Raw genomic sequence first — 13,098 nt, 5'->3', positions numbered from 1 at the left:
CGGCGCGGTACGGCCAGCTACTCCGCGCACGACGTCGAGCAGAGCTTGGGCCGTGCGGCCTGAAAGCGCGCCAAGATGTCATCCATGGCCCCCTGAAGGAACTCCGCCGAAATGTTCCAGTGCCTATAGTTCATAATGAACAAACTGAACACAAATGAACTTGATAGGCGGGGACCTACATGCTGTCCGAGGATCGTCAACAGCTCATCCTGAGGGAATTAGCCCTTCACGGTTCCCTGAATGCTGCCGAATTTGCGGCCAAGCTTGGAGCCTCCGGCATGACAGTACGGCGGGATCTCGCGATACTTGCTGAGCGGGGGTTGCTCGAACGGGTGCATGGGGGAGCCGTTCCTGCCGGGGGCCGAACAACCGGAAGCGGCGCGACTGTACAGCATTCCGCCTCCTGGCAACCGGGCGGGAGGCGGCCTTGGGCGACGATCGGGATGATCGTTCCGTCGGCGTCGTACTACTTCCCGGGAGTGATCCGCGGCGCCGAGGCCGCCGCCCAAGAAGCGGGTGTGCGATTGGTACTTGGTGTATCCAACTACTCGGGCGAGGAGGAACGCCGTCAGCTCCGCCGCCTTTATGAACATGGGGTGGACGGGATCCTGGTCACGCCGAGCGAGGAGTCGTTGGCTGGCACAGAAACGCTGGACCTGCTGGCCGCAGCTGAGGTGCCGGTGATCGTCGTCGAGCGCTCCATTGATAACGCCCTGGATCACGGAACGCTCGAAGCCGTGCGGAGTGATCATGCGCGCGGGGCAGAGATCGCCGTTAAGCATCTGCTGGGTCTCGGCCACCGGAAGATCGCGTTGTGCCTGCGCGAGAACAGCCCGACGGCGTCGCAGCTGATTGACGGCTACCGTCGAGCCATGGAGCGGGCCGCGCATACTCACGGCGCCTCGGATCCTAACCGGGACTCCATGGTTCGCACGATGTCCCGGGCGCAGAACGATCCGAAGGCCCACCGGCTGGTGGTTGACGGAATCCTGGACTGGTGCACCGAAACCCGGATCACGGCCGCGATAGTCCACAGCGATGAGGACGCCCTCCAGTTTGCCAGCGCTTGCCAAGAGCGGCAGCTTCGCGTCCCTGAGGACTTTGCGATCATTGCGTACGACGACGAAATCGCCGCCCTGGGGGCCGTTCCGTTGACGGCCGTGGCGCCTCCGAAGTACGACGTCGGGCATCAGGCGATGGTGATGTGCCTGAATCGGATTGGCGCAAGACGCGGGAGCACCTCTGCGCTGCAGCGCGTGAACTTGTCTCCGACGCTGATGGTCCGGGACTCGACCCAAACCTGAATGTTCACTCCTGTTCACTTCGTTGAATTTGTTCATATGTGGCGATTTCAATGGTGATTAGTCAAATGTGCCGTAGAGCACACCCCGACTTCGCATCGTGAACTTCAAAGGAGAACAGAATGAAGCGTCGCAAGCTTCTGCTTGGAGCGGTAAGCCTGATGGCCAGCGCTGCCCTCGTTACCGGCTGTGGCAGCACGACGGCAGCCACGCCAACGCCGACTGAAGACCCTTCAGGGACCATCACGTTCTGGTCCCCGTTGGCCGGGATGGACAAGGTTGCTGCCGCGTTCAATGCCAGCCAGAGCAAGATCAAGGTCAACTTCGAGACGGTGCCCAACGGTTCCGGAGGCGGTTACGCCAAGCTCTCCACCGCCGTCACGGCAGGCAATGGACCGGATGTCGCAACGATTGAATATCCGCAATTGCCGCAATTTGTCAGCAACGGCCAGCTCCAGCCACTTGATGGTTTGATCAACAAGTCCGCCACAGTGGACAAGCTCAAGGACGAAACCAAGTCCCTGGTGCAGTTCGGCGATAAGACCTTCGCCCTGCCTTACGATGCTGCCCCGATGATCATGTGGTACCGCAAGGACATGCTGGACAAGGCCGGTGTAGGCGTTCCGAAGACATGGGATGAGTTCGAACAGGCGGGCAAGAAGTTCAAGGCGATCGCTCCGGATTCCTTCCTGGCCAGCTTCAACCCTAACGAAGCTTCGCTGACCGGCGCCTTGGCGTGGCAGGCAGGGGCCAAGTGGTTCGGCACCGACGGGGAGAGCTGGAAGATCGGAGTGAACGACGACCCAACCCAGAAGGTCGCCAGCTACTGGCAGAAGCTGATTGACCAGAAGATCGTCAAGGTCCAGCAATCCTTCAGCGACGAATGGAGCGCAGATTTGGCCAGTGGCGCCGTCGTCGGTGTCCTGGGCGCGAACTGGAGCGCAACAGGAATTCAGAAGCGTACCGAAGCCAGCGGGCAAAAGGGCCAGTGGATCGCGGCTGAGGTTCCCAACTGGGGAACGCCTTCGGACGCTTTCTACGGCGGTTCCACGTTCAATATCACCAAGAGCAGCAAGAACCCCGCCGCGGCGGCCAAGTTCATCGAATACCTCGCCACCAATTCCGATGCCATCAAGGCACGCGGCAACACCGGGTCCGCGTTCCTGGCCTTCCCCGGGCTCACACCTGTAGCCCAGCAGGCCTACGACGCGAGCTACTTCGGTAACGACATCTACTCGGTCTTTGATAAGGCCTACTCCACCATCACGCCCGGTTGGCAGTGGGGACCGAACTGGGACATTACCAACACGGCCCTCAAGGACGCATACGGCAAGCTGACCACCGGCGGCAAGATCACGGAGGCCGTTGACACAGCACAAACCGCAACAGTGGCCGGACTCAAGCAGAACGGCCTCTCCGTCAAGGAGTAGGGCCCTACGACGGGGTGGTTTCGGGGATCCCGGAGCCACCCCGCCCGAGGAGATGAATCATGGTCACCCAAGAAACCACCGCAAACGCCGGGGCCCGCCAAAGTGCCCGCAAGCAACGCTCAATGTCCGGAACGGGCGGCCGCACGGCGGCGCTGTTCCTCACGCCCTTCTTCGCAGTCTTCACCCTCGCAATGGTGGCGCCCGTCGTTTACTCAATTGTGCTGAGCTTCTTCGCCCAGCAGAAGTCCGGTCTTGGCTTCGGCGAGGCCAAGACCTCGTTCGTCGGTCTGGAGAACTACCTGCAGGTCCTGCAATCCGAAAGCTTCGTGGGCGGCATCGGCAGACTCGCCCTCTACTGTCTGATTTATATACCTTGCATGATGGGCGGCGCCTTGGCGTTCGCGCTCTTGCTGGACGCCGGCGTCGCTCGTGCCAGGAAGCTCTTCCAGCTCCTTGTCTTTCTCCCCCACGCAGTGCCCGGTGTCATCGCGGCCCTGATCTGGGCCTACCTCTACACGCCGGGGGTTAGCCCGATCGTGTCGGTCCTGGAATCAGGCGGGATCTCGCTGAATTTCCTGGACAACCACATGATCCTTCCCTCCATCGTCAACATCTCCGTGTGGGAGTGGACCGGCTACAACGTCATCATTCTCTTCACGGCGCTGCAGGCTGTGTCCCGCGAGGTTTTGGAAGCAGCACGGGTAGACGGCGCCGGCGAAATCCGTGCCGCCATCAGCATCAAGCTGCCGCTGATACTTCCGGCCCTGAGCGTCATCATGCTCTTCACGGTTATCGGCACACTTCAGCTCTTCACCGAACCATCCATTATCGGCAAAGCCACCGCCTCCGTCACCAGCACCTGGGTTCCGAACATGTGGGCCTACGACGCCGCATTCAACAGGCATAACCTCAACCAGGCCGCGGCAGTGTCCATCATTATCGCGCTCCTGGCCGCCGTGCTGTCCTGGGCCGTGACCCGCTTCAGCTCAAGGATGAACAAAGCATGAGCACCAGTACCATGCCCAGACAACACGCCACGCCACCGCAGACAACGGCATCAGAACGCCGGAACGCCAAACGCAGCCGCAGGTTCACCGGCACCTTCACCGTCAACGCACTGCTGGTCATTGGCTGCGCGTACATGGTCCTGCCCGTCCTGTGGCTCTTCATCGCCTCAACCAAGAACACCGCTGACCTGTATGGCACCGGAGCGTACGCGTTCGGCCAACCCGCCTTCCTTGACAACGTAGCTGCCGTTCTGGGGCAGGACGGCGGCGTGTTCCTGCGCTGGATGGCGAACTCGATGTTCTACGCCGCGTTCGGGGCGGTCTTCGGCGGGCTCATCTCCGTCATGGCAGGCTACGCGTTCGACAAGTTCCAGTTCCGCGGCAAGGATTCCTTCTTCGGAGTGGTCCTGGTAGGCGTCCTTATCCCCAACACCGCCACCGTTTTGCCCATGTATTTGTTGGCTTCGGTGTTCGGCATCACCAACACCGTTTGGGCCATCCTCATCCCGGTGCTCTGCAACCCGTTCGGGGTGTATCTGGCCCGGGTGTACTCGGCCGCCTACGTCCCTGGCGAGACCCTGGAAGCCGCCCGTGTGGACGGCGCGGGTCCGATCCGTTCATTCTTCTCCCTCGGGCTGCCGATGATGATGCCCGGCTACGTAACCATTGCCCTGTTCCAGTTCGTGGGAGTGTGGAACAACTTCATGCTCCCCTTGGTGATGCTCCAAGACCAGAAATTGCTGCCCGTCAGTGTCGGTATCTCGATCTGGCAGGGCTACTCCGTGCCACAGCCGGAATTTACGCCCATGGTCATCACGGGGTCGCTGCTCTCGATTGTCCCGCTCCTGCTTGCCTTCGTTATGTTGCAGCGGTTCTGGAAGTCAGGACTCAGCGCGGGAAGCGTCAAATGAGCACCAACTCCCTGAACGTGGCCCTGGCGATGCCCGCCAGCACAGCACGCACTGTCTTTCCGCCGACCAGCCTTGATCCGTTGGAGCGTTCGTTGAACCTTCTCAGTCATGACCCGATTGAGGACTTCCACTCACCGGAAGGCCGGGCTGTCCTGGTGGAAGCGGACGTCCTCATTACTGGCTGGGGATGTCCGATGATCGACGACGCGGTCCTGGATGCCGCACCCCGCCTCCGCTATGTCCTTCACGCTGCAGGCACCGTGAAACACCACATTGGAGACGCCTGCTGGGAACGCGGCATCCAGATCAGCTCCGCCGCTGATGCCAACGCCATCCCCGTTGCCGAGTACACAGTTGCAATGATCGTCCTGGCCAACAAGAAAGTGCTCCAAATCGCCCAGGCCCTGCACTCCACCCGGACGGCAGTACCTGCGGAGCAGCTCTTTCCAGACATGGGCAACTACCGCAAGCGGGTCGGCATCATTGGAGCCTCAAAGATTGGCCGGCACGTCATTCGCCTCTTGGCTGGCTACGAGCTGGAAGTGGTGGTCGCCGACCCATACCTCAGCGCCTCGGAGGCCTCTGCACTCGGCGTCGGGCTCCTCAGCCTGGACGAGCTCGTGGCGAGTAGCGACGTCGTGAGCCTCCACGCGCCGTCGCTCCCCTCCACGAAGAACCTCATTGATGCAGGACTGATCGAACGGATGCGGCCGGGAGCCACGTTCATCAACACCTCGCGAGGTGAGCTGGTGGACCAGGAAGCACTTCTTGCGCGAGTGGAAAAGGGTGACCTTTATGCCATCCTGGACGTCACCACGCCCTGGGTGTTACCGGCAGAGTCCCGGTTTTACTCACACCCCAACGTGCTGCTCACCCCACACGTGGCGGGGTCGCTGGGCACCGAGCTCGAACGCATGGCAGCGAGCGCCGTGCAGGAAGCACTCCGGCTATCCCGCGGCGTGCCCCTCGCCTACCAACTGAAAGCCGAAGATCTCGCAATCACGGCGTAGGCCGCCTCACCACATACCAAGTCCGTGACATGTGTCATTCCCCATTACATCGAAGGCGAATCAATGGAACACACCACGAATTCAACCGCCCCTAAGAACACCCGCCGGGCAACCCCGATAGTCCTGAACCGTAGGACCTTGCTGCAGTTCGGCGCCGTCGCTGCGGCTGTGCTCGGAACTCTCCCACTGACAGCACCACGCGCATCCGCGGCGGATGACCTCTTCATTGCCGCCCGCCAAGCCTGGCAAAAGGCCCTGATGGGCGGTGGCTACGACCCCGCCGATCCAGCCTTCGCATCCCGGCTGACGGCTATAGCTACCACCGGCCGGAAATGGCAGACCTCCATGAATACCGCATCGGGCCGCACATCCTTGTGGGCGGACCTGCCTCTGGGTATCAAATCCTCGAACGTCACCAACACCGCCCGCCGACTCCGCGATATGGCCATGGCCTGGGCAGCAACCGGATCCTCTACGTATCACGACACCGGGCTGGCCGCGACAATCGTGAACGGTCTTGATTGGCTGTGCACCAATGCCTACACCACCAGCGGAACCGCATACGACAACTGGTACGAGTGGAAGATCGCCACGCCCCAAGCCATCAATGACGCCGTGGTCCTGCTCTTCGATCAACTCTCGCCCGAACAGATCAGCTCCTACGTGGCCGCAGAGGCGCACTACGTACCCCAAATGCCGACTACCGGCACAGAGGCCGCCGCCGCCAACCTGGCCTTGGTCGCAGATGGATTCAGCGGCCGTGGCGTACTATCCGGTGACATGCCCACGGTCACGGCAGCGCTGCACAGCCTGTCTTCACTCATGACCTACGCAAAGCCAGCGGGCGTCGCGGTGGGCACGATCGACGGCAACAAGGATGAAGCAGCCTTCTTCAGCTATGACGGCTTCTATCCGGACGGTTCATTCATCCAACACGGCCAGTTCCCCTACGTCGGAGGCTACGGGGCGAGCCTTCTGACGTCCATGGTGGCCACCATCCTCAGAACCGTTCCCTTGGGTGCCTCCATTGATACGAACATCATTTATGACTGGATCCACGATTCCTTTGAACCCTTCATGTGGAACGGACTCATGATGGACACCGTCCGGGGCCGGAACGTCGCTTTCTCTCCCGACGGCGACCACGGTGCCGGACACGGCGTCCTGGCCGCTGCACTGCCGCTGCTGGACACGACTACAGGAGACCAACGCAGTCGGCTCGCTGCCGTGCTCAAGCAGGAACTCACCGGCGACAAGGGCGATGACCCAATGGCTGGCTTCACCCTGGCGGCCTTCAGCATGGCACGGGCACTCGTCAACGACGCGGCCGTGGCACCCCGCGGACCACTGGTCACCACCCATGTTTTCGGATCCATGGACAGGGTCCTGCACCGCAATGAAACGTTCGCAGCCGCCGTAGCCATGAACTCCCCTCGCATCTCCAACTACGAAACCGGCAACAATGAAAATCTGGCCGGCTGGTACACCGCCGACGGCGCCCTCTACCTTTACACTGACGACCCCACTCAATTCGGCAACGGATACTGGTTCACGGTGGACCCCTACCGGATCCCCGGAACCACGATCGACACCGTAACCCGCACACGGGTCACGGTTCCGTGGCGCGCCGAATATCACAACCCTGATTACTGGGCCGGAGGCGTTGCAGACTCAAACTGGGGCCTCGCCGGTTTACGGCTGAAGGCAGAATCCCCCTCCACACTGCAATGCCGGAAATCCTGGTTCTTCTTCGGCGACGAGATCCTTTGCCTGGGCGACGGTATCACCGGGGACCCAGGCCGGACACTCGAGACAATCATCGAAAACCGTCGAACCGGCTCCAGCGCAACCATCACCATCGACGGGCAAGCACTCACCACCAACGGTCCCATCAAACAGACGAGCGCCACGTGGGCGCACCTGGGCAATGCAGCGGGCTACGTCCTCACCGAGCCCACCACGCTAAACGTCCTGCGGGAAGAACGAACCGGCAAACTCTCCGATATCAGCCCCAACCGAACCTCCGCATCATTCACCAACACGTTCGCCACCTTCTGGCTCGAACACGGAACGGCAGGAGCAGACCACTATGGCTACGTCCTCCTGCCCAAGGCAACGGCCGAACAAACCCGTGCCTACGCCCAAAAATTGCCCATCCGGGTGGTTGAGCGGTCCGCGACCGTGCACGCCGCACGCCATGAAACCTTTGGAAAGCTCGGAGTAGCCTTCTTCACCGCGGGCACCACGTCATTCATCACCGCGCAGCAGCCGTGCGCGGTCATCGTTGAAGAAACGGACACGGAATTGCGCCTTTCCGTCAGCGACCCAACCCAGCTGGCCAGCACCGTCGTCCTCGATCTGGACATCACCGGGGCAGAAACGGTATCGGCCGACGACGGCGTCACCATCACCAAAAACGGAAGCGCAACACGCATCTCCGTAGACGTTGCCAACGCCGCAGGCAGCAGCCGATCCGCCCGCATCAAATACGTGCTGTCCCCCACCATCGTGAGGGAACGGCTCTTACGCGATTACGACGCCGGCAAACTCACCAAACCGCTCTACGATGACCTCGACAAATGGCTGAAGAAACTCGCCCACGCCGACAGGAAAAGCCGGGAAAGCCAGGAATACCTCGATGGCTTCAAAGCCCGAATTGCCAGCTCGCAGCAGAACCTCGACCCGGCCACGTACTCCGCAATGCAAGATCTGGCCTCCCGCCTGGTCGCGCGCATTAGCTAACGCCTCCCGACAGGGTGGATGGACCCGTACCAGCCACCCTGTCGGGGCGACGTCACAAGCTGCTGACAATGACCGGTGAGGGGAACGCGTAGCGAACTCGCGCCGTCGCAATGTTGCGCAGATCACATCTGATGCCTACGCTGGGGTGGCTGCAGCGTGGCAGCGAACGGATGAAAGGCAGCATATTGACCAGCGAGAAGCTCTCTGTAGTTGTTCGAGTCGACCTCGACGGAGCACAGATCCAGATCGCAGCAACCGGTCACGTGACCACCTCCAATCTCCACGCGCTATATCCAATCGTTCAACGCACCAACAGCCTGGCCGACGGCAGGGACGTCGAGATGGACCTTACGGGCGCCTTGATCGAACCGGATGCTCTTGAACAACTGCAGGGCTACGCGATGCTGCACGAATTGCCGGTTCGGGTAGATCCTGCCCCAGCGTTGGCAGGGGCTGGGCTGGCGGCGTGAGTTGCGCCAGCCCTCAAACCGAGGACTAACCTGACTGACATGACTCAGTCAGCGCGCGCGTGGATCGGGACCATTGTTTTCCTCTTCCTCGCGCCTGGCATCGTGGCGGGTCTCATCCCATGGCTCATCTCCGGATGGCGGCTCTACGACTGGGACGGCGCGACGTGGATCGTGGCGCCCGTCGCCTGGATCGCGATCGCCCTAGGGGTAGCTTTCCTGCTCCACGCATTTGCGCTGTTCGCCCTTCACCGGGGAACCCCGGCGCCGGTTGCGCCGACCCAGTCGCTGGTTGTCACCGGGGTTTATCGATTCGTGCGCAATCCCATGTACATTGCGGTGCTCACGATCATCCTCGGCCAAGCGCTGCTCTGCGGCAGCTGGTGGCTCGTAATCTACGCTGCGATAGCCCTCATCGCCGTGGTCACTTTCGTGAAGGGTTACGAGGAGCCCACCCTCACCGACACCTACGGCGGGCAGTACCTCGAGTACCGGCGCAACGTTCCGGGGTGGTGGCCGCGGCTGACGCCTTGGCGGGGATGACAGGTCAGGGCTGGGGCGGCGGCAGGTCCGGGTTCTTCTGCTTCCTGCATTTTTACGATGAGTTCAAGAGTGTCGAAGCCTGCGGCGCTGGGGTTGTTGAATCAATCAACAGAATTGCTATCCCCTGGGCTAGCCCGTGGTCGGCTTTGCTGGTTTGTCTCGAGGCGCCCAGGCAAGCGGAAAGGTTCCTTCCGCTGGATGGGCGGCATAAATTGGGGGAGGATTCATGCCGAAGGATTACGATCTTTGCCCGGCAGGCCTCTGAGCCGACGGTTCTCGCGCATCTTGGCGCTCGATGTGAACTGGAGCGTTCGTCCGGGTGTTGGGTACGAAGCGGCGGATGAATGCTGCCGTTGTGGCCCCGAGCAGTGACATAAGGAGCCAGGGAGCTAATGCGGGGATTGAGGGCGTGTACGCGTGTTCATAAAGCGGAGCAAGGGCCGTGTTGCCGATAACCACAGCGAGCCCACCGGCACTGGCAAGCAATCCGTAGTAGGCTCCTGTGGGGCGTCCGGCGGAAAATTCGAGTACCAATCCCATAGCGATAGGTGTCACGCACATGTTGCCGAGGGAGAGGCCCGTCACCAGCACGATGGCTGGCAGCATCGGAAGCCCGCTGGGCGGTGGGACCACTGCCCAGGCAGCGAGTGACGCGAAGCCCAGGGATTGGAAGGCAAAGCCAAGGCTTAGCGCGATTTTCGGTCCCGCTTTGCGCATGATCCGTCCTATTGGCCATTGAAGCGTGATGGTCAGGATCGACGCGTAGGCAAAGACTAAAGCCAGGGAGCTTGCACCGGCCCCGCTTCGTTCGAGTTCGACGGGAAGCCCGAAATACAGCTGGTTGGTCGCCAGAAGATTGACGCTGAAGAAGGCGGCGAACCCGATAAACCTCTTCTCCCTCAGGCAGGACCAAAGGTCCGCCGACGGGTGGCCAGGCAGGTCGGAGGGGGTCTTGGCTGCTTGGGGCCGGGCCTTGGGCAGGAATAGCCAAAAGACCACGGACATCACGGCAAAGACGGCGGCCCCTGTCAGCAGGGCAGTATCAAAGCCGGTGCTGAGGAGTAGGGAACCCAACAGCGGACCGAGCACCACGCCTACCTCGCCGCAGACCACCAGCAATGCAAAGAGCGCGGATCTGTTGCTGTGCCGTTCGACACTGCTAGGCACGCTACCGTCATGGCTCGTAGCTTCCTGGCGATCCCCTTCCCGTACGGTGCCATGTTCGGCGGCAGAGGCTACGAGGCTTTGCAACGCAGGCGAGAACAGGGCCCCGCCAATACCGGTGACAACGGCACCAATAAGGAACAGCGGGAAATCGGCGGCCCAAGCGAGCACCAGAAAGCCGGTGATCCGTACCAGGCAGCCCGTGATCATTGATTGCCTGGCTCCCCACCGGTCAGCAAGGGCCCCGCCGAAGAGGAACAGACCCTGCTGGGCGAAGGTGCGCGCTCCAAGGACGATGCCGATTGCCATCACACCCATACCAAAGTCGTTCCGCATAGCTACCGCAAGGAAAGGTACTACTGCATAGAAACCGATGTTGAAGATGAGCTGGCTGGCGAGCAGCAGTTGCGGCGCTGGCGCAACCCTCGCGGGACGTCGGCGGGTGGGTTTTGGGCGCAAGGTCAGCGCGGCCGTCGGCTTCATTTGTTGGTGCCGGCTCGGAGGACGGGAAGCATGACGGATCCTTGTGTAAAGGGCTGGTGGATTGCCATTAATACTATCCGGAATCATTCGCATTAGAGTGAATCCGTCACAGAAGGTCACAAGGAGCGTTATGCGTTGCCGTCCGGTCGTCGCGGTCGGGATGGCCGGGCCAAGGAATCTCGGAGCCGAGCCCCTCCATACAGCCGCCTCAGCCAGCTCCCCGACTCAGCCGAACGGCCGCCTCCTGCTGGACGCGCGCGGCCTTGCTTGAGTAGTCCGCGATGATCCGGAGTTCGTCGTCGCTGTAGCCCTCCAGCAGCGCGGCCATGCCGCCCATGAAATCGGTGAAGTAGGGTGCCGCTGCGGCAACCTGGTCACCGACGAGCTCGATCAGGACCTTCCGCTTGTCCTCGCCATGCTTGCTCCGCCGGGCCACGCCTTTGCTTTCGAGTCGCTGCATGAGCCCGGTGACGGATGCGGGGGCCAGCCCCGAATGTTCCCCGAACTCACCCGCCGTCATGGGGCCGTGCCGCAGCAGGATGTCGATGGCCTTGCCCTCCGTCGCCGAAAGGCCCCGGAGTTCCGATAGTGCGGTGTGGAACATGATCGCGGCAGTGGACAGCTCCCGGCCCGAGGCATAAACAGCTTCCAGCAGAGCCTCGCGTTGCCCCTTATTCGTCATGCTCCGAGGCTAGCAAAGTCTTTCGCTTGCCCGAAACGATTGACCGGGGCCGAGCTCAGGATTATATTTCTTTTAATCGAACGAAATAAATTCCCAAGGAGCTCCCATGCTGAACTGTCTTGTCATCGGATCCGGCGTAGCCGGCCTTTCCACGGCCCTCTCACTCCGGAAAGCCGGCCACTCCGCCACGGTTTTTGAGGCCCACAATGGGCCTTCTGACGGAGTCGGCGCCTTCCTCACCCTCGCGGTCAACGGTTTCGATGCCCTGGACACGCTGGGACTCAAGGAGCAAGCCGCGCAGCTGGGCTTCAGCACTCCCCTTATGTCCATGTACCTGGGCAGCACGGGTCGCCACCTGATCGATTTCGATTTTGGCGGCACCCTCCCTGATGGCACCACGGCCCGGACCATGACCCGCTCGGAGCTTTACACCCTCTTGCGGGAGGAAGCACTCCGCCGTGGGATCAGGATCGAGCATGGCAGGCGTTTGATAAAGGTCGAGGAACTGCCCGACGGCGTCACGGCCGTTTTCGACGACGGCACATCCGCCCGCGGTGACCTGCTGGTTGGGGCCGACGGGCTGCGCTCGGCGGTGCGGCCGCTGATCGACCCCGCCTCCCCCGCACCGCGCACCATCCCACTGCTCAACACGGGCGGCATCATTCCTGCCAACACCGCCGCCTTGGCGCTAAAAGACGTAGATCTCGGCGTGTCCCCGGGGCGCATGAAGATGGTGTTCGGCAAGCGCTGCTTCTACTGCTACATGCCCAGCCCCGACGGCAGGATCTGGTGGTTCGCAAATCCTTTGCAGCGCTCCAGTGCTGATCCGGCTTTGCTTGGCCAGGAGGAACTCAAGTCTTGGCTGACCGGGCTGGTGGCTGGAGACCGAACACCGGTGGCGGCCCTGATTCGCGCCACGGAAGATATCATCAAGCCGTATTCCACGTTCGATTTCCCGAGCGTCCCCCGCTGGCACAGCGGCAAGATGGTCCTGGTGGGCGATGCCGCCCACGCTGCCTCTCCATCGTCCGGGCAGGGCGCATCGATGGCAATCGAGGACGCCGTCACGCTGGGCCGTGCCCTTCGGGGAGCCACAAGCGACGACAAAGAAGCTAGCCTCGCTGCCCGGTTTGCGGCCTACGAAGCGGAGCGCCGCCCCCGTGCAGAGACGGTGGTTGCCTGGGGTCGCCGGAATTCTGAACCCAAGGTCAGGAACCAGTTCACCCGAGTGCTCCAGGATCTGGCCATGCGTGCCATTTTCAGGGGACTTGCCCGGAAGGCCGCGGACAACTTCGATTGGCTGTACGGCCATCACATCGACTGGGATGCTGTTCCCGAGTTTGCCGACAGATGACCAC

Annotated in this window: 11 protein-coding genes; 9 read left to right on the top strand and 2 right to left on the bottom strand. The window is 61.8% G+C overall.

The window, feature by feature from the left end; all coding sequences use genetic code 11:
- The first annotated feature begins 179 nt into the window (after nucleotides 1-179).
- From KSW38_RS17525 to KSW38_RS17490, 8 genes are all read left to right on the top strand, one after another.
- A complete protein-coding gene (locus KSW38_RS17525) occupies nucleotides 180-1,304 on the top strand; it encodes a substrate-binding domain-containing protein (RefSeq protein ID WP_216926218.1) in 1,125 nt (374 codons plus the stop codon).
- Nucleotides 1,305-1,423: 119 nt separating this feature from the next.
- The gene (locus KSW38_RS17520) at nucleotides 1,424-2,731 is read left to right on the top strand and encodes an ABC transporter substrate-binding protein (protein ID WP_216926217.1); all 1,308 of its coding nucleotides are present in this window, start codon (nucleotides 1,424-1,426) and stop codon (nucleotides 2,729-2,731) included.
- A 59-nt stretch (nucleotides 2,732-2,790) separates the two neighbouring features.
- Nucleotides 2,791-3,738 carry a carbohydrate ABC transporter permease gene (locus tag KSW38_RS17515; RefSeq protein WP_216926216.1) on the top strand — a complete coding sequence of 316 codons (948 nt, stop codon included), beginning with the start codon at nucleotides 2,791-2,793 and terminating at the stop codon, nucleotides 3,736-3,738.
- Nucleotides 3,735-4,649 carry a carbohydrate ABC transporter permease gene (locus KSW38_RS17510; protein ID WP_216926215.1) on the top strand — a complete coding sequence of 305 codons (915 nt, stop codon included), beginning with the start codon at nucleotides 3,735-3,737 and terminating at the stop codon, nucleotides 4,647-4,649. Before KSW38_RS17515 ends, KSW38_RS17510 begins: the two co-directional genes overlap by 4 nt.
- Entirely contained in the window at nucleotides 4,646-5,659 is a 1,014-nt protein-coding gene (locus KSW38_RS17505) for a hydroxyacid dehydrogenase (protein ID WP_216926214.1), read from the top strand. Before KSW38_RS17510 ends, KSW38_RS17505 begins: the two co-directional genes overlap by 4 nt.
- A 63-nt stretch (nucleotides 5,660-5,722) precedes the next feature.
- Nucleotides 5,723-8,401: a polysaccharide lyase 8 family protein gene (locus KSW38_RS17500; protein WP_216926213.1), complete on the top strand. Its 2,679-nt coding sequence runs from the start codon at nucleotides 5,723-5,725 to the stop codon at nucleotides 8,399-8,401.
- 185 nt (nucleotides 8,402-8,586) lie between these two features.
- Nucleotides 8,587-8,871, top strand: a complete 285-nt coding sequence (locus KSW38_RS17495) for a hypothetical protein (protein WP_223947262.1) — start codon at nucleotides 8,587-8,589, stop codon at nucleotides 8,869-8,871.
- 39 nt (nucleotides 8,872-8,910) lie between these two features.
- Nucleotides 8,911-9,411, top strand: a complete 501-nt coding sequence (locus tag KSW38_RS17490; protein WP_216926211.1) for a methyltransferase family protein — start codon at nucleotides 8,911-8,913, stop codon at nucleotides 9,409-9,411.
- A gap of 237 nt (nucleotides 9,412-9,648) precedes the next feature.
- Here the strand turns inward: KSW38_RS17490 and KSW38_RS17485 are convergent, their stop codons facing one another.
- Both KSW38_RS17485 and KSW38_RS17480 read right to left on the bottom strand, forming a co-directional pair.
- Nucleotides 9,649-11,058 (bottom strand): MFS transporter, encoded by a 1,410-nt coding sequence (locus KSW38_RS17485; RefSeq protein WP_216926210.1) that lies wholly within the window; start codon nucleotides 11,056-11,058, stop codon nucleotides 9,649-9,651.
- Nucleotides 11,059-11,266: 208 nt separating this feature from the next.
- Entirely contained in the window at nucleotides 11,267-11,740 is a 474-nt protein-coding gene (locus KSW38_RS17480; RefSeq protein ID WP_216926209.1) for a MarR family transcriptional regulator, read from the bottom strand.
- Between the two features lie 106 nt (nucleotides 11,741-11,846).
- Here KSW38_RS17480 and KSW38_RS17475 point away from each other — a divergent pair, with 106 nt between their 5' ends.
- Nucleotides 11,847-13,094 (top strand): FAD-dependent oxidoreductase, encoded by a 1,248-nt coding sequence (locus KSW38_RS17475; protein ID WP_216926208.1) that lies wholly within the window; start codon nucleotides 11,847-11,849, stop codon nucleotides 13,092-13,094.
- Nucleotides 13,095-13,098 lie beyond the last annotated feature (4 nt).

The organism is Paenarthrobacter aromaticivorans (assembly GCF_019038615.1).
GTDB classification, from domain to species: domain Bacteria; phylum Actinomycetota; class Actinomycetes; order Actinomycetales; family Micrococcaceae; genus Arthrobacter; species Arthrobacter aromaticivorans.
This window is presented reverse-complemented; position numbering and strand designations above follow the sequence as displayed.